The 20,079-nt window shown below is 46.7% G+C and carries 15 protein-coding genes; 7 read left to right on the top strand and 8 right to left on the bottom strand.

All coding sequences use genetic code 11. The annotated features are described in order from the left end of the window. The first annotated feature begins 17 nt into the window (after positions 1–17). The 3 genes from F0265_RS07345 to rluB all read left to right on the top strand — a co-directional run bounded on the left by F0265_RS07345 (position 18) and on the right by rluB (position 4,148). A complete protein-coding gene (locus F0265_RS07345) occupies positions 18–659 on the top strand; it encodes a hypothetical protein (RefSeq protein ID WP_171748398.1) in 642 nt (213 codons plus the stop codon). Beyond that, complete coding sequence (locus F0265_RS07340) at positions 656–3,022, top strand: EAL domain-containing protein (protein WP_171748397.1); 2,367 nt, start codon at positions 656–658, stop codon at positions 3,020–3,022. Before F0265_RS07345 ends, F0265_RS07340 begins: the two co-directional genes overlap by 4 nt. Before the next feature lie 187 nt (positions 3,023–3,209). Continuing rightward, entirely contained in the window at positions 3,210–4,148 is a 939-nt protein-coding gene (rluB, locus tag F0265_RS07335; RefSeq protein ID WP_021456616.1) for a 23S rRNA pseudouridine(2605) synthase RluB, read from the top strand. A 55-nt stretch (positions 4,149–4,203) separates the two neighbouring features. Here the strand turns inward: rluB and F0265_RS07330 are convergent, their stop codons facing one another. The 6 genes from F0265_RS07330 to trxB all read right to left on the bottom strand — a co-directional run bounded on the left by F0265_RS07330 (position 4,204) and on the right by trxB (position 11,893). Continuing rightward, a complete protein-coding gene (locus tag F0265_RS07330; protein WP_171748396.1) occupies positions 4,204–5,004 on the bottom strand; it encodes a PhzF family phenazine biosynthesis protein in 801 nt (266 codons plus the stop codon). Positions 5,005–5,023: 19 nt separating this feature from the next. After that, complete coding sequence (gene yidZ / locus F0265_RS07325) at positions 5,024–5,986, bottom strand: HTH-type transcriptional regulator YidZ (protein ID WP_171748395.1); 963 nt, start codon at positions 5,984–5,986, stop codon at positions 5,024–5,026. Then, positions 5,961–7,154, bottom strand: a complete 1,194-nt coding sequence (locus F0265_RS07320) for an MFS transporter (protein ID WP_171748394.1) — start codon at positions 7,152–7,154, stop codon at positions 5,961–5,963. Before F0265_RS07320 ends, yidZ begins: the two co-directional genes overlap by 26 nt. Positions 7,155–7,316: 162 nt before the next feature. Then, the gene (gene cydC, locus F0265_RS07315) at positions 7,317–9,038 is read right to left on the bottom strand and encodes a cysteine/glutathione ABC transporter ATP-binding protein/permease CydC (RefSeq protein WP_171748393.1); all 1,722 of its coding nucleotides are present in this window, start codon (positions 9,036–9,038) and stop codon (positions 7,317–7,319) included. Beyond that, positions 9,031–10,818, bottom strand: a complete 1,788-nt coding sequence (gene cydD, locus F0265_RS07310) for a cysteine/glutathione ABC transporter permease/ATP-binding protein CydD (RefSeq protein WP_171748392.1) — start codon at positions 10,816–10,818, stop codon at positions 9,031–9,033. The genes cydC and cydD overlap by 8 nt, the downstream gene beginning before the upstream one ends. 112 nt (positions 10,819–10,930) lie before the next feature. Next, positions 10,931–11,893, bottom strand: coding sequence for a thioredoxin-disulfide reductase (gene trxB, locus F0265_RS07305; protein WP_065740335.1), 963 nt, complete (start codon positions 11,891–11,893; stop codon positions 10,931–10,933). A 397-nt stretch (positions 11,894–12,290) separates the two neighbouring features. Between trxB and F0265_RS07300 the strand changes: the two genes are divergently transcribed. The 3 genes from F0265_RS07300 to F0265_RS07290 all read left to right on the top strand — a co-directional run bounded on the left by F0265_RS07300 (position 12,291) and on the right by F0265_RS07290 (position 15,137). After that, positions 12,291–12,950, top strand: a complete 660-nt coding sequence (locus tag F0265_RS07300) for a 2OG-Fe dioxygenase family protein (protein ID WP_171748759.1) — start codon at positions 12,291–12,293, stop codon at positions 12,948–12,950. Next, the gene (locus tag F0265_RS07295; RefSeq protein ID WP_171748391.1) at positions 12,934–14,169 is read left to right on the top strand and encodes a cysteine desulfurase-like protein; all 1,236 of its coding nucleotides are present in this window, start codon (positions 12,934–12,936) and stop codon (positions 14,167–14,169) included. The genes F0265_RS07300 and F0265_RS07295 overlap by 17 nt, the downstream gene beginning before the upstream one ends. A gap of 134 nt (positions 14,170–14,303) precedes the next feature. Beyond that, positions 14,304–15,137 (top strand): TauD/TfdA family dioxygenase, encoded by an 834-nt coding sequence (locus tag F0265_RS07290; RefSeq protein ID WP_171748390.1) that lies wholly within the window; start codon positions 14,304–14,306, stop codon positions 15,135–15,137. A gap of 22 nt (positions 15,138–15,159) precedes the next feature. Here the strand turns inward: F0265_RS07290 and F0265_RS07285 are convergent, their stop codons facing one another. Next, positions 15,160–16,185 carry a hypothetical protein gene (locus tag F0265_RS07285; protein WP_171748389.1) on the bottom strand — a complete coding sequence of 342 codons (1,026 nt, stop codon included), beginning with the start codon at positions 16,183–16,185 and terminating at the stop codon, positions 15,160–15,162. Between the two features lie 66 nt (positions 16,186–16,251). Continuing rightward, positions 16,252–16,995, bottom strand: a complete 744-nt coding sequence (locus tag F0265_RS07280) for an SGNH/GDSL hydrolase family protein (protein WP_171748388.1) — start codon at positions 16,993–16,995, stop codon at positions 16,252–16,254. A 285-nt stretch (positions 16,996–17,280) separates the two neighbouring features. Between F0265_RS07280 and F0265_RS07275 the strand changes: the two genes are divergently transcribed. Next, the gene (locus tag F0265_RS07275; RefSeq protein WP_171748387.1) at positions 17,281–20,028 is read left to right on the top strand and encodes a M16 family metallopeptidase; all 2,748 of its coding nucleotides are present in this window, start codon (positions 17,281–17,283) and stop codon (positions 20,026–20,028) included. Positions 20,029–20,079 lie beyond the last annotated feature (51 nt).

The raw sequence follows: 20,079 nt of genomic DNA, 5'->3' as shown, positions 1-20,079 counted from the left end.
TAAATCAGATATGCAATATGCGTCATTTGCTTCTTATTCTATTCTTGTTTCCCGCTATTTCTTCTGCTGCACCTATCGAAGTGCGCGTTGTACAAAGTAATGGCAAACCAGTAAAAGATGCCGTGGTCTATGTTACCGCTTCCAACTTACCCGTTGAGGAAACGACAACTAACGAAACGTTGGTGACCGAAGTATCTCAAAACGGCCGTGCCTTTAAGCCTTATATTTCAGTAGTAAGAGTCAACCAGCCCGTCCTGTTTACCAACAAAGACGATATCTCCCACCATATTTATTCCATTACAGGCCCACTCGATTTTTCTTTTGTGATTCGTGCTTCCGAACAGGGGGTTGAGAAATCTTTTTCTAGCGAAGGCGTGGTCGCCATGGGATGTAACATTCATGACTGGATGAGCGGTTACATTAAGGTTGTCGATACTCCTTATTACACCATTACCGGTAAGTCAGGGGTTGCCAGAATAACGCTTCCAGATGGGTTGGAAAGTGCGACGTTAACGGCTTGGCACCCACAGATGAACGAAACACTGCAAACAGAAGTGGCGGGTAACCAAGAATTCGAACTGGCGTTAACAAAGAAAATGTCACCGATACCGAAGCAGAAAAATGCTCAGATGATTGATTTCTACGGGTCCTATAAATGAATCAATTTAAAAGTATCCAGACTCAAATCCTGTTCTCTTTTCTAGCGGTGTTGATCGCTGTTCAATGCATTTTGTTTTACTCCATTTTCCAATCGAATGAAAAAGAAAGAGAAGAGCGAGCGCAAATACACCTCAGTACAGCAAAGGCGGTGTTTGAAAACCAGTTTGAACAACGTACGCGTAATTTAACCGGGTTTGCTCAGACCGTCGCAAAAGATTTTGGCCTTAAACAGGCTTTGAGAGAAGACGCGCGCAGCTTCTTGGTGGCGCTGAATAATCATCGCCAGCGGATATCTGCCGATTTGGCGATTGCCGTTGATGAGAATGGTAACTTTATCGGCAAGTTGGTCTACGACAAAACTAGTAATCGAACCCGCGCCGATACAGAGAACAACATGCTGACCATGGCGGAAACCACTGCGCCAGATGAAGACCGCCCAATACTCTATGACTATCAGGGCGCAGTGTTTCAGTTAGTGCTGGTTCCAGTTCAGAGTGGTGCTGAAACGGTCGCTTGGATTGGTTTTGGCTTTGCTATCGACCAGATCTTAGCGCAACGGCTCGCGCTACTGACAGGCATGAATGTGGATATCGGTTATCAGGAGAACGGACAGTGGTCACTGCTTGCCAGTAGCGTTGAAGAGGCGAGCAATGGTGCTTCCGCTTCAGAGCCTCAACAATCTGATGCTCATACTATTGCGACCGACGTGGCGATTGGCTTTAAAGATCAAAAAGATCTCATCGCATCCCTTTATCTCTCCAGAGCGGACTTGTTTGCGACACTACAGAATCGATGGCTACAGGTCATTTTGATCGTCTTGGTGACGTTTGGTTGTTCCATCATCGCCGCTTTTTTACTATCAAAAAGCATCGCTAAGCCTTTGCAAGGACTTGTTAGTAAAGCGAAACAAATCGCCCAAGGGGAAAACAGTGACGCCTTGGTGGTGAATCGTAGAGATGAACTTGGCGTATTAGCCCATGAATTTAATCTGATGAATCAAGCCGTTAACGATCGACAGGCTGAGTTAAATTACCGTGCTTACCACTCTGATCTGACAAAAATGCCGAATAAGAAAAAGTTGTTTGAAGATATTGCCGATCTCATCAACAAATCATGCGATGGATTTTTACTCATTCGCTTCAGAGTCTTGGAATTTGAAGAATTAAATTACAGCCTCGGGTTAGACACTGGTGAGGAGCTTCAGGTTGCCGCGGCCAGCCGGTTAATGGCGTTGGAAGAGAAAGCACAATTTTATCAACTCGAGTCGTCAGAATTTGCTTTGCTCTCCCAATGTAATGCCAAACAGTCTGATGAGCACAGCGCCAATGTGGTTCTACAATGCTTGGCTGGAGCTTTCAGCTTACAGCGTATTTCGGTGACGGTGCATACCGTATCAGGGTACTGCCGCTATCCTAAGCATGGTGAAACCGCTCGTCAGTTGCTACACAACGCCGGTATTGCCTTACAACAAGCGATGAAGATGAGAGTTCCAAGTCTTGAATTTGCATCCAGTATGGCAGAAAGCGCAATCAATCGTGTTCGCTTAACCCATGAGCTGACGGAAGCGATTCAAGGCGACCAACTGATACTGCACTTCCAACCAAAGTTGAACCTTAAGACTTCGCAGGTCGATAAAGTCGAAGCGTTAGTAAGATGGATTCATCCGGAACTGGGGATGATTCCACCGGATGAATTCATTGAAATTGCAGAAACCACTGGGCAGATAGATGCGTTGACTGACTGGGTCATGCGCAGTGCTTTGAAGCAACTACAAGTCTGGCGAGAGCTCGGATTCGAATTAGGTGTGGCGATCAACATCTCTGCGGTTAACCTCAAGCAGAAGAACTTTGACGACAAAATACTGACTTTCCTATCCCAGTTTGACTGCCGTGAAAACGAAGTCACAATTGAAGTCACAGAAAGTGCGCTGGCTGAAGACCCTGAGTACGCTTTGTCTATACTCAGCCGATTGTCTGAGAGAGGGCTGTCTATTTCAATTGATGATTACGGCACGGGTTATTCGTCCTTGTCACAACTGAAACATTTACCCGCAACGGAACTGAAAATAGACAAATCCTTCATTCTTAACGTTGCCAGTGATCAGCAAGATCAGACGATTGCACAATCGACGATTAAACTCGCCAAACGCTTTGGGCTTAAAACGGTCGCGGAAGGCGTCGAAGACCAAGCTTCGCTGGATTGGTTGGTCGCCAATGGCTGTGATCATGCGCAGGGGTATTTTATCAGCAGACCACAACCTGCGGACAAACTGACTAGCTGGCTGCAAATGCTGGAAGGTCAACGATGGGGGCAAGCTGAACCAGAAGCCAAAATAGTAGGATCGCCGCACTCAGGCCGCTAGTGGCGGCATTGACATGTATTTCATGGATATAAAACCTTACGATTAATCAATTTTTTGCCACCTTAGATTGGTGTCAAAAGTAAAAATAATGCATGCGTTTTTTTAGAGAATTTGCGATAATACGCGACCGCGATTTAGGGTCGCAAAATAGAATCGACGTCTGAGAAGACGACACAAAGGTAGATTGATGAACGAAAAATTACAGAAAGTATTAGCGCGAGCAGGCCATGGCTCACGACGCGAACTTGAAGCTTTGATCAAAGCGGGTCGCGTGAGTGTGAACGGCGTTGTTGCTAAGCTTGGTGAACGACTAGAAGACGAGAATGCGGTAGTTCGTATTGACGGCCACACTGTTTCTGCGAAGGCGCAGGAAGAAGTGGTTTGTCGTGTACTTGCGTACTACAAACCTGAGGGTGAGCTGTGTACTCGTCATGACCCAGAAGGTCGTCGAACTGTATTTGACCGTCTGCCAAAAATCCGCGGTTCTCGTTGGATTTCTGTTGGTCGTCTGGATGCGAACACATCTGGCCTACTACTATTCACAACTGATGGTGAGCTTGCTAACCGTTTGATGCACCCAAGTCGTCAGGTTGAGCGTGAATACCTTGTGCGTGTATTTGGTGACGTTGACGAGAAGAAAATACGTAACCTAGTTGGTGGTGTAGAGCTTGAAGATGGCCTAGCGCGATTTGAAGACGTTGTTTACGCAGGTGGTGATGGTATGAACCACACTTTCTACGTTGTGATCAACGAAGGTCGTAACCGCGAAGTACGTCGTTTGTGGGAATCTCAAGACTGTACGGTTAGCCGCCTGAAGCGTGTTCGTTACGGTGATATCTTCCTTGATAAGAAACTGCCTCGTGGCGGATGGATGGAGCTAGACCTCAAAGAGGTGAACTACCTACGTGAATTGGTAGAGCTGCGTCCTGAAAAAGAGACCATGCTTGACGAAAACAAAGCCAATACGTCACGTAAGCGTGAGCGTTCTCGTAGCCAGAAAATTCGTCGCGCAGTTAAGCGTCATGAAGAGCGAATGAACAACGGTGGTGGACGTAGCAACAATCCAGCTCGTCGTAAACCGCGTAAAGGTGCAGGCGAGCAAGGTGCTCGTAATAAACAGCGCTAGCGTTAAAAATATGAATAAAAAAGCAGCCGTATAGGCTGCTTTTTTGTATCTAAAATCAGATAAATAGCGTGCCTTTAAGCGCAATCACTGCGCTACCAGAAAGCTTGACTCGCCCACTTTCCACTCGTTCGATATCCAGATAGCCGCCCCTTGAGGATGCTTGGTAGGCGGTGAGTACAGGCTTATTGATTTTTCCTGCCCAGAACTCAGCCAGTGCACAGTGCGCTGAACCTGTCACCGGATCTTCATTGACGCCGACCCAAGGCGCAAAGTAGCGAGAGATGATATCGCTATTGGATTGAGTTGATCGAGCGGTGACGATGATCCCTCTCCCTAGTTGTCTAATTAATGAAGAAAAATCCGGGCTTAGATCATGCACCGCTTGTTCGTTGCTAAGCTCGAACAGCTCTTTAGAATCAAATTGACAGTAGGAGACAACTTGTTGTTCAGATAACCCGAGCGCATTGAGTCTCTCTTCAGAGCAATGTTGGTTGTATTCCAATTCGGGCGCTGGGAAGTCCAACTCATAAGTCGAGCTTAACACCTTCACACTCAGCAAGCCGGAAAGGGTATTAAAGGTAATGCTGTCGCCAGTTGCAATCTTTCCTTGCTGCTTTAGGACATGGGCAACAGCAAGCGTGCCGTGCCCGCACAGTTTGACTTCTACTTCAGGTGTGAACCAGCGCAATCGCATATCGCTCAAGGACAAAAACGCCGTTTCAGACACCGCCATTTCTGCGGCAATGGCAAACATCAATGACTCCTCAAGTGGCTGGTCCGTAATGCAGACACCTGCTGGATTGCCTTTGAAAGTTTCGGTGGTAAATGAGTCGACTTGATAGATGTCCAGTTCCATGTCTTGTATTCCGCTTCGATTAAGTGTGGTTACGCATACTAAGTTGCTTAATGTTTTCTCGCAACCAAGTGATTTTCGGGTTGTATGCGTTACGCTTATGCCAAATTAACGTAAATGGAATCATCAACTTTTGCTTAAACTCTTCTTCAACAGGGATAGGTAAACTGGTGAGGTTAGGGTGTAACTGTTTGACGTAATGCTCGCAGTAATTTGGGGCGGTAGTGATGTACTCATGGCCTGGTTGCGCTGTCATAAACAGAGATTGCTCAAAGCTTGCCATGGTTAACGTACTGGTTCGGCTCAGGCCTTGTTCCTCAAGGACGTCATCAAGTGCCCAAGTCTCACTCTTCTCCCACAGGATATTAATGTGGGTATAACGAAGAAAGGTATCCAGATTCCATTCTTGCTTAAGCGCTGGGTGATCATCACGTAAATAGACTTTGGGTAGATCGGTAAACAAAACTTCGTAATCCACAAAGTAGGGGAGAAGATCCAGTGACTCTTTAGAGCGGGGGTGACTTTCCCGACCAGTAAAACCGATGTCCGCATCACCGCGGATGATGGCCTCAAGTGAGTCGTAATCCCAGTTGCTGGTTTTGACTTTGGCCTGTGGGTAGCGTTCATGTATCTGCTGAAGAAGCTCACCTAGTAAAGTCAGTAACAAAGGTGACTCTATCGCGAGATGAAACTGAATTCCTTTGGTGGACTCTTGAGTCCGCTTTTCTGCAATCTGGGCACCGATTTGCAGCCAATCATTGAGGTCTTGCTCCATACTGAGGGTCAGCGGTGTAGGTGCCAGCCCAGTTGGTGTTTTGACAAACAAAGGGTCATCAAACCAATCACGCAGTTTCCCTAGTGATTTACTGACGGTCGAAGGCGTAACATTGAGCTTTTTCGCTGCTCTGGAAACACTCAGCTCCTGAAGCAGAAGCTGCAATGTAAACAGTAAATTGAGATCAAGCCGTGCCAGAGATTTCTTCATAACGCTGTAGTGGTGTCGGTTTTGGTATCCATAGTATTAGAGCAAAGCTGATTAGGCTACCTGCCGCTAGTATTATTATCAGCATGTTTAGAGCACTGATGCCAAAGACACCCGCTAGCCATATATACAAAGCTGAGCTGCACACTTGTGAAATGCCCAATAGAGAGCTGGCAACGCCGGCACGTTTAGAAAAAGGGCTGAGTGCCTGACTCATGGCCACGCCAAAGCCGAGAGAAAAGCCAGCGCACAACAACCCAAAGCCTATGAAGTAGCCGATGTGACCCAGTTGAATAAAGTGAGTGATGACTAACGTAGCGGCGGACGCCGCAAAAAACGTTTGGGATAACAGGCTCAGACTTCGCTGCTCAAATCGGGCCAGCAGGAGAGGCGCAGAAAAAGACGTGAGCATACTGATTAACGCAGTGAGCGCCATAACAGTGGAATAGCCGCCGCGATCGAACCCCATATCGTTCATGATCAGCATTGGTGAAACATTAACGTATGTCAGGATCATGGTGACACTAAATGAAGTTACCATCAGACGACTTAAGAAGTAACGGTCTTTAAAAGATTCACTCTCTAAGTTAGCGGACTCATTCAATGGTTGCTTGGCGGTCTTAGGTCGGCTCTCTTTTAGAGCAAAGAGCGATAGAAGACAGACGACCACACCCATGCCGGACATGGTGGTGAAAAGCGCAGGCCAAGGGAATTGGAGCATGATCAAATGGCCGATGACGGGGGCAATGACTGGCACGATGCAAGTGATGCCGTTAATCATTGATAGAACCTTGGCTCTTCGCTGGTCGTCTAACACATCGCGCAAAATCGCAAATGCAACGACGTAACACGAGCCAGCGCCGATACCCTGTGCAAATCTCGCGATGAGAAACTCAGTACTTTGGGTCGATGTACCGCCCAGAATGGACGCTGCGACAAATATGGCGGCCCCGATAATTGCTACTGGCTTCCTACCTGAAGAATCCGCAATTCGACCTGCGACTAGCATAGTGGTCGCCATGCCTGCCAGATAGATTGAAAAGGCAATGTGCAGCTCGGCTTCTGTTGCGTTCAAATCCTGAGCGATTTGCGGTAAACCAACCAGATACAGGTCTATAGCCGTGGGATAGAGTAAAACAAGAGCAAAGCTACAAAGCAAAAATCGAATCATGGAAACCTCGCGAATTCAGAAGCCCTGATACTAAATTGCGTTTGAGGGAACCGCGAGTGGGAAACACGACAACGGGTATTTCCAATTAAGACAAACCCTGTATGAATGAGAGTGATTGGGAGGCTGGGATAAAAAAGGGGCAATCAATATTGCCCCTTGTGTTTATAGCGTTTGGTTGAGCGCGAAATATCGCCCTTGTTTTTCAAGCAGTGCCTGATGGTTACCATGCTCAACTATCTGACCTTGTTCAATCAGACAAATCGAGTCCATCTTATCAAGGTCGACTAAGCGGTGAGTGATGAAGACGACCGTTTTGTCTTCAAAATGCTGTTCAAACAGCTGCATGATTTGTCGCTCAGTCTGTTTATCCAAGCCTTCCGTCGGCTCGTCTAGCAACAAAATAGGGCCATTATGAAGCAGCGCTCTGGCTATACCGATACGGCGTTTCTCACCTCCGGACAATTGGCGACCACCGTCACCTAACCAAGTATCCAAACCCTGAACATCGAGTAGTTTTTCAAGTCCTACTTTAGTCAGAGATTCGCTTAGCACTTCATCACTGGCATCAGGAGAGGCCATCAACACGTTGTCACGCAACGTGCCATTCAAGATATCAACCCTTTGGCTGACCACGCTGATTGCCTGACGAAGCTGGCTTTCACTCCAATGACGAATGGATTGGCCTGCAATCTTAATGTCGCCTTGCTGCGTGTCCCAATAGCGATTCAGTAACTGCATTAATGTCGATTTACCGGAACCAGTCTGACCTACCACTGCGATGCGGTGCTTGGCAGGGATTTGCAGGCTAATGTCTTGCAGTGTATTTGAGTCGCCATCCGGATAGCGGAAAGTGACATTCTCATACTCAATTGAATATGCGTTGTCGTGCTGCGTGTTCTCTTCTGGGAATTGAACATCAGGCTCGGACAAGATGATGTCGTTTAAGCGACGTGCTGAAGTCAGTGTTTGACCTAAATGCTGGAAGGCGCCAGCAATTGGCATTAGAAGCTCGACACTGGCCATTGTGGCAAATACCACCAAGGCAACCATAGGATCAGGCATATTGCCGCCGACACCATCTGCCGCTAGCCATAGCATCAGAACAATTGTCCAACCGTTAGCAAGCATCAACAATGCTTGTGCTAAACCTGCAAAGTGAGCATTAAAATACTGATTCTTCAGCAAGCGTTCTTGCACATTTAAAATCGCATTGCGGTAACGTTCTTCGGCGCCAAACAGGGTGAGCTCGCTATAGCCTTGTAACCAATCCAATGCCACAATACGCAGGTCGGCTTTGTTCTGTGTCAGCTCTGCACCATTGGTTTTACCTAATTTGTAGAACAACACTGGCCAGATAAGCAGTAAAGCCATAAGAATGGCGCCAAGCGTTAAGCCGAGCTCCATGTCAAACCAGCAAATTAGCGCTGTTAAACCTAGGATGCCAAGAGTACCGACGACCATAGGGCTGACAAGGCGAAGATAGACATGGTCCATCGCGTCGATGTCGGCAACTAGACGATTGAGTAAGTCTGCATCACGCAGGTTTGATACTCGACCCGGAATTAATGGTGCGAGTTTGGAGAAGAAGAAAATACGCAGATCGGTCAGTAGCTTGAAGGTGGCGTTGTGGCTGACTACGCGCTCACCCCATCGACCAGCGGTACGTCCCATAGCAAAGCCACGGACAAAAGCCCCTGGCAGCATGTAGTTGAAGGTTTCTCGGGCGATAGTTAACCCGGCCACTGCAGCGGCAGATAGGAACCAACCTGACAAAGTAAGCAGGCCAATAGAAGCAAATAGAGTCAGGAAGGCCAGCAGCATTCCCAGCGATAGGCCGAACCAGTGCTTTTTATACAGTTTTAGATAGGGAACTAAATCACGCATCGAGATTCCCCTTGTTGGCTTGGTTCAGAGCGTTATTCGCCTGAAGCATATTTTGGAATACCCCCTCTTGATTAGAGAGTTCGTTGTAGTGACCACTTTGAACAATTTCGCCGTTTTCCATGACCAGAATCTGTTCAACGTTTTGTAGAGGACTGAGCTGGTGGGTGACCATCAGCGTTGTTTTACCTTCGACCTGACCAGCTAACCCCTGCATGACCAGACGCTCACTGCGTGCATCCAGACTTGCAGTTGGTTCATCAAGCAACCAGAACTGACCGTTTTGAACCATTGCCCTTGCCAAAGCAAGTCGTTGGGCCTGACCGACGGAAAGGCCACCAGAGCGGTCGGATACCGCGTAATCGAGCCCGTGTTGCTCAACGAATTCTGCTGAGAAAGACTCTTGCAATGCGGTTTGGATTGCGTGATCTGAAACGTTGTCTTTGCCCAACGTGATGTTGTCACGAATAGAACCATGTAACAGCAACGGGTTCTGGCCAACCCAGCTGATTTTTTCCCGCCAGCTTTCGAGATTCAGCTCTGTTCTCTCAATGCCATTGATGGTGAGTGACCCCTGATATGGGAGGAATCCGAGTATCGCATTGATTAAGCTGGTTTTGCCGGCGCCACTTGGGCCAACTAAAGCTGTTGTCTGAGCTGTCGAGAGTTCAAAACTCACCGGACCAAGCAATTTAGTGCCTTCAGGTGAGAACACCTCTAAATCTTTTGCTTGGATGGAAATAGCGTCATTCGCGCTGAGCGTTTTGTCACCTGAACGAACAGCACTGACATCAGTATCAAGGAACTCAACAATGCTTTCAGCAGCCCCAACCGCTTGTTGCTTCGCGTGATAGAAAGTGCCTAAATCACGCAGCGGCTGATAAAACTCAGGAGCCAGCACCAGAATGAACAGACCAGCCAACAAGGTTACACCCGCGCCATAGTCGCCAAAGTTAAGCTCGCCGATAAAGGCAAAACCAAAATAAACGGCTGTCAGTGCAATGGAAATAGAGGTAAAGAATTCCAGAACGGCAGATGAAAGAAACGCAATCTTAAGTACATCCATTGTGCGAGTTCGGAACACTTCAGAAGCCCCACGCATCACTTCAGTTTCTGCTTTGGTTCGGTCAAACAGACGAATGGTAGTCATCGACTGTAAACGGTCATAAAAGTGACCAGATAAACGTTGCAATGCTTTGAAGTTCTTGCGGTTTGCGTCGGCTGCTTTCATACCGACAAGAGCCATGAACATCGGCACCAATGGGGCGGTCAGCAAGAAGATTAGTCCAGCTGCCCAGTTCACCGGGAAGACAACAATAAGAATCACAAAAGGAACCAACACAGACAAGGACATCTGTGGCAGATAGCGAGCGAAGAAGTCATGCATATCTTCTACTTGTTCAAGCAACAATGTTGCCCACGAACCAGCAGGTTTACCTTTGATGTAAGCAGGTCCTAACTCTCGGAGTTTGTCGAGAATTAGCTGACGTATATAGATACGAATTTGCTCGCCGCAGCGATAGCCTGCAATCTCTCGGCCCCACGAGCACAGCGCTCGAACGCCAATGACGGCGGCTAAACCTAGGAAATAAGGAACAAGTTCATATTTGTCGACCTGTTCAATGATCAATTGATGAAGAATGGTGGCGAGCAAGGCTGCTTGAGCTAACAAGAACACGCTTGAAAGTACGCCGAGGCCAACAGCAATCATCAGCCAGCGTTTCGCTAACTTACTTTGCTGCTTGAGCCATTTATTCAAGCTGCGCTGTTTCTTTTTGTCCATCGTGAAGGCTTAATGATAATTATTATGACTAGTCGAAGCTCGCGATTATACAAAAGAAAGCCTCGTGGGAATACCACGAGGCTTTAAGGATTTGAGTCAAAAATGAAAAATATTATTTACTGTCTGCAATAGCGTCTAAATAACGTTCTGCATCCAGTGCGGCCATACAGCCTGTTCCAGCTGACGTGATCGCCTGACGGTAGTTGTGATCCATGACGTCACCAGCGGCGAAAACACCAGGAACACTAGTCTCAGTTGCATTGCCTTCAAGGCCCGACTGAACGATGATATAGCCGTCTTTCATCTCTAGCTGGCCTTCAAAAATGCCAGTATTAGGTTGGTGACCAATTGCGATGAAAGCACCCATCACTTCTAGCTCTTCAATAGAATCTGACTTGGTGTCTTTAATGCGAACGCCCGTCACACCCATATCGTCCCCAGTGACTTCTTCCAGAGTACGATCGGTATGCAGAATGATGTTGCCGTTTTCGACTTTGTCCATCAAGCGTTTAACCAGAATCTTTTCGGCTCTGAAGCTGTCACGACGGTGAATCAGATGTACTTCTGAAGCAATGTTAGAAAGGTAAAGCGCTTCTTCAACAGCGGTGTTGCCGCCGCCCACAACCGCCACTTTTTGGTTACGGTAGAAGAAACCATCACAGGTTGCACATGCTGATACGCCACGACCTTTGAACGCTTCCTCGGATTCAAGGCCAAGATACTTGGCAGAGGCACCAGTAGAGATGATCAACGCATCACACGTGTATTCGCCACTGTCGCCTTTCAATCGGAATGGGCGCTGGCTGAAATCAACTTCGTTGACATGATCAAACACGATTTCTGTCTCAAAGCGCTCGGCATGCTCTTTCATGCGATCCATCAATGCTGGTCCTGTTAGACCTTCAGGATCACCTGGCCAGTTCTCAACTTCAGTTGTTGTCGTTAACTGACCGCCTTGTTGCATGCCAGTTACGAGTACTGGATTAAGATTAGCGCGTGCAGCGTAAACCGCTGCTGTGTAGCCTGCAGGACCAGAACCAAGAATAAGTAGCTTACTGTGTTTTACGTCGCTCATTTGTGCTCCATTAGCGGTGACGCTTATCAATTTCTTTCGATTGTATGGAATAGTTGGGGCTATTGAAAGCGTTAGCAAGTCGCGGAAATGTAATTAATGGTTATAGATTAGAACGCAAACGATGGCGCTTTCAAAGCCTAATTTCCCTCTTAACTGTTTGAGCTTAAAGATATATATCGCTGTTAATAGATAAGTCATCTGAATTTTGGAGCTGCGAAACTTGTAAACTGGTTCGTATAACTGAAATTTTACATATTATTGGATTAAAGTTCTTAATTATTATTTTTGTTGGATGTAAGTGCTGATATTTGTTGATCTGGCGATATAAATGCGCAAATAATAATTGTGAATGATATGTTAATCCTATATTTCAGTGTGAACATTCATTAAGGAGATGATGATGTTACATAACCGCGAAACAACTTTGCAGCTTACAAAGCTAAGTGACTCTGCTTTTGCACAGTTGGCGCCGTCTTTTACCAAGCTACCCAATACCGAGCATGCAGATGGAAAGTTCCGTTTGCGCCGTTACTCTGTGATTCAGTTTAAAGATGGTCAGGTTATTGATCTTCAAAAAAATGAGTTCATGCAGACGGATGACATTAACCGTTTTCAGGGCAATGTCGTGCGTCAATTCGAGCCGATTGAAACACCCACTCTCCAAAGTGAAGGGATGCGTGAAATTTGTCAGCTGTTTACTGATGCCAATAAGTTGGCTGACGGTCAGGAAATTGAAATTCACCAAATGCGTATCTCTGCGATTTTTGATGAAACTCAGGTAGCCCCTGAAGGCGTGCATCAGGATGGCTTTGAGCATATTGCTCTGATCGGGATGGGGCGCCACAACATCGAAGGCGGTGATGTGATGCTATACAGCAGCTTCAATGAGGCACCTTTCTTCCGTAAAGTTCTGCAAAACGGTGAAGTCGCTATGCTGGCTGACAATAAGCTTTGGCATAACGCGACGCCTATTCGCTCTGTTATTGAAGGCGAAGAAGGGTATATGGACGTATTTGTACTAACCGCGAAGGAAGCCGTGAATGAACTTCACTCCTAATTTGGTACGCGCACAGTTTCGTGCGCTACAGCAAAGTCACAATGATCTGCCGGTGATGTTTCTTGATGGACCGGGTGGTTCACAGGTGCCAAATAGTGTACTTGAAGCGATGACCGCGTATCTTGGCTTTTTTAATTCGAATCTTGGTGGTCACTATTTTTCCAGTGCCCACACCACCGATTTGATGAAGCAAGCGAGAGAGTCTGCAAAGGCGCTAGTGAATGCAGAGTCGAGCGACAACATTGTCTTTGGCGCCAACATGACGTCTCTCACTTTCCAGCTTAGCCGAGCGATCAGTCGTAACTGGCAAGCGGGTGACGAAATCATTGTTACGTCTCTCGATCATTATTCTAATGTCTCTAGCTGGCAGCAAGCGGCCGATGATAAGCAAGCGAAAGTCCTTCAGGCTCGAGTTAACGAGCAAGACTGTTCACTAGACATAGAGCATTTGCTATCGCTGATCAGCCCCAAGACTAAACTTGTTGCGCTGACTTACGCATCGAATACCACAGGCTCGATTGTGGATGTGAAACGTGTAGTTGAAGCAGCGCACAACGTCGGGGCGATGGTTTACGTTGATGCAGTGCATTACGCGCCGCACCATCTGGTCGATGTTCAACAACTGGGTTGTGATTTCCTTGCTTGTTCTGCTTATAAGTTCTTTGGCCCGCACGTTGGGATTTCCTATGTTGCACCTAAGTGGCTGCAGGCTTTACAGCCATATAAAGTCGAGCCCGCAACCAATATCGGTCCGGGGAGATTTGAAACCGGAACCCAGAGCTTTGAAGGATTAGCAGGTGTTATTGCTGCAGTGAAGTATCTGGCTCAATGGGGCAACGATGGTGATGATCTTCGCACTCGACTGATCGACTCTTTCCAGCAATTCAATCAGCATGAATCGGCGATCAGCGAACGTTTTCTTGCTCGTTTAGCGGAACTGGAAGGTGTAACGTTGTTAGGTCGTGATGAAGCCAACAGTGAACTTAGAACACCAACTTTTGCTCTGACGTTTGACAACCATTCGCCTGAAGAGATCGCTAAGAAACTTGGTAAGCGCAACATCTGTGTCTGGAACGGACACTTCTATGCACTTGGCTTGGTTCGCCAACTTGGTCTTGAGGAATCAGGTGGTGTTGTTCGAATTGGCTTCATGCACTACAACACATTGGAAGAAGTCGATATCCTGTTTGATGAATTGAAACTTATCTTAGGGCAATAGCGTCGTCTGAGATTTTTCATCTGGCTTTTGAGCCGTTACAAAGACCCTCATGTAGGGTCTTTTTTGATCGTGCGAAAGGAATTATTCTATCTAACGGTCTGATTTCTCTAAGCAGGATGTAATAAGGATAAGCCGTGAATCTAACACCGCTCTCAGAGCACATTGGCGCTTTAGTTGAAGACGTTGATCTTTCTAATCTGAGTGAGCAAGAATTTGATGCTCTGTACCAAGCGTACCTCAAACATAAGGTATTGTTCTTTCGAGATCAGGGAATGACGCCGCAGCAACAGATTGAGCTGGCAAAACGTTTTGGTGACTTGGAGCCGGTACACCCGTTTTTTCCTCACCTAGATGACGAAGAGCAAGTGGTTGTGATTGAGACTTCTCCCGGTCATGCCCCCGGTGAAAGCTTCTGGCATACAGATTTAACCTGGCAGGCTACGCCGTGTCGTTGCTCTATCCTGCAAGCACAGCATTGTCCTCCGCATGGAGGAGACACCATCTGGACTTCGATGGAAGCGGTATGGTCAAGCCTAACCAGTGATGAGCAACATGCTTTACAGGGGCTAACGGCGACGCATGGGCTGCACGCTTTCGAAGGCAGTCGTTATGACTCTGTGAATGAACAAGGAGAGAGCCGCGTAGCAACAGTATCTCAAGGCTATCCGCCTGTTAAGCATCCTCTTGTTGTCCGCCATCCGGAAACGGGCAATCTGACCACATACGTCAATGAGCAGTTCACCCATCGTATCAACGAGCTTGAAGAGAGAGAAAGTCGAAAACGGCTCGAGCAACTGTTTGCGCTGGCAAGACAACCTGAGAATCAGGTACGGTTTTCATGGCAACCGGGCTCTGTTGCTATCTGGGATAATATCTGTACTCAGCATTTTGCTGTGACCGATTATGGCGATCAGCCGCGCCGACTTCATCGTGTGACGGTTCGTGGTTCTGATTTGCTGCCAGCCTAAACCATGCCGAACTGAGCGCCGCCTAGTTTCTGCCGTATACGCGTGGGCGCTCAAATCGATAGAAACCTTGTTGCTCTTCTCTCTCTAGCGTGGACGCTTGATCGCCGAAGTAGTCGGTACGAAGTTGAGTTAGCTGATTGTCTAATTCTTCGCCGGAGAGACTGGCTAACAGCGCCTGCCTTTCCCCCATATATTGGTAGCCAATTTGCCAGCGAAGCTCGTTTTCTTCATCCTGCTTTGCCGCCTTTTCGATTTGTGATTCGCTATAGCCTAAATCTCTGCGGATGCTGGCTAGCTGCTGCGCTCGTTCGTAGGGAGACATGTTGCTCAAGTCATGTTGGACAGAATCAAGACTGAAGAAAGTGCTCGCCATCATTGCAGGGCTAAGGATTTTGCCTCCAGCTTGTTCTGCAAAGTTGGTTTCAATGGTGGCTTTGAGTGTAAAAAGACGCTGATTGATTTCCATATCATAAGCGCTGTTGAGCAATTCAATCGACTTTTGCGTATCAGCGATTCTTTGCTCCCGCTCGGCAAGCTCTGCTGACCAAATGATATCGGCGTCGTCGCCAAACAGTTCACGTCGTTTTGCCCACACCGCTATTTGTTTCTCTTCAAATGTCATTGCGAGTAGAGGCTTCATTTCAGAGAGTAGCCATTGTTCATAATCCTCCATCAAAGCGATTTTCTCAAAGATGATGTCTGCGTATTCCGGAAAAGCTTGTCTGATCACGTCATGAAAAAGGGAAGGGGATTGGTCTGGGTATTTTTCTGCCAGATAGTCTCTAAAATCACGCAGCCCAACCTGAATTTCAATTTGATCAATACGATCCTTAAGCTCATTTTGCAATTGAATCGCGAGGCTATTGACGATGTTGAATGCATTACGTTCTTCTTGGCCAGTGACTCGGTCCGACAACACTTCGGCAGAGTGAACCGTACTCTCATCCGCAGACAAGATGACAGGAACACTGTTGATTGCGATAGGCGCAAACCAAACTCCCACCCCTGCAATGGCACAAACGGCTGAAGCCCACACCCACTTACTCATTCTTTTCTCCTTATCAGTTTTCAACAGTTCACCGGTGGTTGCCCACCGGCTATTGAATTTAAGCCACTACAGTACGGCTTGTAGGTAAGGCCAGATTAGCTGCGCCAATTTTTGAGAGCCCGATGTGGTGGGATGAATATTGTCTGATAAGACATCTTCTGGTGCGATGTAGGGTCTAGGGTCGACAAACTGACAAGAAACGGTGGTGTTTGTACACGCATCAGCCAGACGGTTATCGCCAAAGTCGATGGCTTGATGAAGGTTTTCCTTGTCCCCCGTGGTGTAGTAATAGCCTAGGTAAATCACTTGCTGAACACCATTTTGGTCCATTTCGTTTAGCAGGTTCACGGTCTCGACATACACATCGTCAACCAAGCTTTGACATTTACTGCTTAGCTCTGGACGATACCAAGTGGTTTTACACTTATGAGGGTCAAAGACAGCAGCGGGCAACAAGATGTCGTTACCGCCGCCATCCATCACTATGACATTAATGTTTGGGTCATCGCTCTGAGCATCCTGATATTGCTCAACAACAGGTTTGGCGACAACCCCTCCACTCAGCTTTGCGCCGCTTAAGGTGTAATCACGGAACGTGGTATTGGCCATTTCTGGCCCTTCAAGAAATTGCTGTAGTTCTCCTGAAAGATCAAAAATGGAATCGCCCAGTGTAATCACATCGTTGCGTTCAGCTTCGGTCACGTACGGGTTACCTACGCACCCTGCAAGTAAAGCGAGCAGTGCCGTGGTTGTTGCCGCTTTAAGTAGAGGTGAAGAGCCAACGTTTCTGTTCTTTTGTGTTGTTTTCATTTTTCTTCTCACTAATAGATTGACGTTAAGCACCAAAATCGCGCTCCAATTGAATTTAGTTGGCATATTGAAATCTTTCAAAGTATTGAAATAAAACATGTTTAATGACAAAAAACTCAGGTTTTGAGGAAAAGCTAAGCACTGAACACTCATTCGTTTGAAAAACGCTCATCTAGAGGGAGAAGAGGGACGTTTGTAAGTAAATTCTCATTAAATTGACTATCGACATTAATACATTAGAAGTTATATTTCGGGTAAATATAAAAACAAAGAAGTATGGCTATTATGAAGAAAGTCCTGATTTTGTTCGTTTTACTGCTGACTGGTTGTGCTCAGCAAAGTACGAGCATTCCTACTCAGCAAGATACTAACTGGACGTCTGGTCAGTTAGATAACGGGCTGCGATACCACATTTATCCGCTTGATACCGAAGCGATATCTCTTCGCTTGTTTGTTCATGCTGGCTCCCTGGAAGAAACGCCAGACCAACTTGGATACGCTCACTTTGTCGAGCATATGGCATTTAACGGCAGTGAAAACTTTACGCCAAATGAAGTCATTGAACTGATGGAGAAGACGGGAGCAAGTGGACACGATGTCAACGCTTATACCTCGTATGAGGAAACGGTCTACACACTGAGTTTGCCTAATCAAGATGAACTGGATAAGGCAATGCTTTGGCTAAGAGATGTCGCTAATCGTGTCACATTCGCACCAGATGAAGTCGAGCGCGAAAAGGGCGTTGTTCTGGCGGAATATCGCCGTGGTGTTCCTGAACATCTGTCTTTCTACGATAAAGTCTATGAAAACAGCGTGAAAGGGACGCCTTATGAAGGAAAAGACGCGATTGGTACGCCTGAGACTATCCAAAATGCGACATCTCAATCACTTAAAGCGTTTTATGATACTTGGTATCAGCCTCAATCAAGTGAACTGATTATCGTAGGGGACGTTAAGCGTAAAGATGCAAAAGCTTTGGTTGAGAAGATGTTTGCCGATTGGCAGCCGACCAGTGACCTACCACCGCCGGTTCGATCAAAAGCAGAGATCAATAAAGGCGATTTTGTTGCTCAAGTGGGTATTGATGAACCGTCGGTAACCGGACTGACATTCTACCTTGGTAATGATGTGCTTTTAACGAGAGAAGATCGTATCGAATACTGGAAGGATAACATTGTCGCGCGATTAATATCACACCGATTGGACGCGGTGTACTCAGAGCATGCGTTACCTTTGCGTGGCTTTGATTCCAGTATCTACACCAGTGTTAATGAGCGTGTGTACGATGCGTCAATTGCATTTTCTTCCCAAGACAGAGATACCGTCCAGCCTCTGTTTTTGAAGACTTTGGCGTCAATAAGAGATCATGGTGTGAGTCAGGAGGAATTAGACGTAGTAATGGCAGAGTATCGAAGCAGTCGTGAACATGCAGATGATGACTGGTTTCAGCGGGGAGCTGAAGATTATGCTGAAGACAAAACGTTTCAATTAGCAGAAGGTGAACCTTCTCAGTCTTTAGCTGATTACAAACGCAGCCTCAATCAATTACTGCGGACAGCGGATATTGAGGACATCAATCAACATGCACGAAATATGCTATCTTATTCATATGATGTGTTCGTCGGTACTGATCGCACAGAATCGGTTGAGCAAGTGAAGCAAACTCTACCTGAGTGGAAAAGCATGTATGGAATGCCTGGTGTTGCCAGTAATCGTATCAGTACAGACGTAGATGGATTGATTGAAGTTGAGTCAATTAACCCTTTGCCTGACGCCACAAATGGGAAAAATGGAGAAGTAATCTGGTCTTTGGATAATGGCATTGATGTGCTATTTGACCCTGAAAATGACAGTGATTTTGCCCACATTGTATATATGTCGGCAGGGGGTAAAGCTGTATTAGACAGAGAACTGCTACCCGCATCTCAGTTGCTTCTTGCGACGATTATAAAGAGTGGCGTCGGTCAGTTTAATGGTACGCAGCTCAAGTCATATGTCCGTAAGAACAACATTGATGTGCAAAGTTACATTAATGGTACAGAACACGGCTTTGAAATTAGTGTTCCCAAAGAGCAGGCCAATGATGCTCTCAAGCTTCTGTACAACCTAATGGCGTATCCTAAGTTCAGTGAACAGCAGCTCGAAGTGTTAAAGAAGGAATACTCTGATGAACTTCTGTCTTACCTTAAATCTCCACTTGGTCAATGGTATGACGCGATTGAGACTAACACCTTCGCACCGCAAAGCGTCTATTTTCCTACCTATGCCCATGACTTTGAAAACGTAACGGTAGATCAAGTTCAACAAGCGTATGATGAGCTATTCAGAAAGTCTCGCAATAGCAAACTGGTGATTGTGGCAGGGTTGGAGTCATCGCAGGTTGTGCATGGCGTGAAAAATTATGTTTCGACGATTCCACTAGAAGCGGCAACAATGCCGTCTTATCAGGTGAATTATAACGAGCGCCCCGATAGCAAAGTTAATCTAGCGATTAACAATGAACAAAACAGCCGTTATACATTGCGTGCCATCAATAAATCGGCACGGCCTCAGGGTGCTAAGCTGGCATTGGTTGATAAAGTTATTCAGCGTATTTTAGCCAGACGATTAGATGCCTATGTGCGTGAAGAGCTGAGTTTAGATTACGCACCCGACAACTATTATTCTACCGACCACAATGAGCCGGCAACCGATTGGACGCTCGAAGCGCAAGTTGCAGCGGAAGACCTGCCTAAAGTCGAGCAGGCTATAGACAAGGTCATTCAAGAACTCATAGCTGCAGTGACTCAGGAGGAGTTAACTATTGCGAAGGAACAGCTGGATGTGTACCTCGAAGACACGATCAACTACCCCTCGGATGTCGCTTGGTTCCGTGCGTTAACCATAGTGAACGGTTTTGGTGAGGAAGCCTTTACTCAGGCAAGAGAGGTGGCAAAAACAATCACGTTAGATGACGTGAGAGTTCGTATCGTTGAATCATTTGGTCAAAGTGCAGAGAAGTATAAATACATACTCAGCCCGCTAGACCAATAAGCCTCCGTATGACAAAAAGCCCTTTCATTTTTTAGTGAAAGGGCTTTTTAG

The organism is Vibrio sp. RE88, from assembly GCF_013113835.1.
Taxonomy (GTDB): domain Bacteria; phylum Pseudomonadota; class Gammaproteobacteria; order Enterobacterales; family Vibrionaceae; genus Vibrio.
Note: the sequence above shows the minus strand (reverse complement) of the source record. Positions and strands in the feature narration are given on the sequence as shown.

Bases quoted from the DNA above. Each gene is read 5' to 3' on its own strand.
- F0265_RS07345 (WP_171748398.1), top strand. From the start codon at position 18: ATGCGTCATTTGCTTCTTATTCTATTCTTGTTTCCCGCTATTTCTTCT.
- F0265_RS07340 (WP_171748397.1), top strand. From the start codon at position 656: ATGAATCAATTTAAAAGTATCCAGACTCAAATCCTGTTCTCTTTTCTA.
- rluB (WP_021456616.1), top strand. From the start codon at position 3,210: ATGAACGAAAAATTACAGAAAGTATTAGCGCGAGCAGGCCATGGCTCA.
- F0265_RS07330 (WP_171748396.1), bottom strand. From the start codon at position 5,004: ATGGAACTGGACATCTATCAAGTCGACTCATTTACCACCGAAACTTTC.
- yidZ (WP_171748395.1), bottom strand. From the start codon at position 5,986: ATGAAGAAATCTCTGGCACGGCTTGATCTCAATTTACTGTTTACATTG.
- F0265_RS07320 (WP_171748394.1), bottom strand. From the start codon at position 7,154: ATGATTCGATTTTTGCTTTGTAGCTTTGCTCTTGTTTTACTCTATCCC.
- cydC (WP_171748393.1), bottom strand. From the start codon at position 9,038: ATGCGTGATTTAGTTCCCTATCTAAAACTGTATAAAAAGCACTGGTTC.
- cydD (WP_171748392.1), bottom strand. From the start codon at position 10,818: ATGGACAAAAAGAAACAGCGCAGCTTGAATAAATGGCTCAAGCAGCAA.
- trxB (WP_065740335.1), bottom strand. From the start codon at position 11,893: ATGAGCGACGTAAAACACAGTAAGCTACTTATTCTTGGTTCTGGTCCT.
- F0265_RS07300 (WP_171748759.1), top strand. From the start codon at position 12,291: ATGATGTTACATAACCGCGAAACAACTTTGCAGCTTACAAAGCTAAGT.
- F0265_RS07295 (WP_171748391.1), top strand. From the start codon at position 12,934: ATGAACTTCACTCCTAATTTGGTACGCGCACAGTTTCGTGCGCTACAG.
- F0265_RS07285 (WP_171748389.1), bottom strand. From the start codon at position 16,185: ATGAGTAAGTGGGTGTGGGCTTCAGCCGTTTGTGCCATTGCAGGGGTG.
- F0265_RS07280 (WP_171748388.1), bottom strand. From the start codon at position 16,995: ATGAAAACAACACAAAAGAACAGAAACGTTGGCTCTTCACCTCTACTT.
- F0265_RS07275 (WP_171748387.1), top strand. From the start codon at position 17,281: ATGAAGAAAGTCCTGATTTTGTTCGTTTTACTGCTGACTGGTTGTGCT.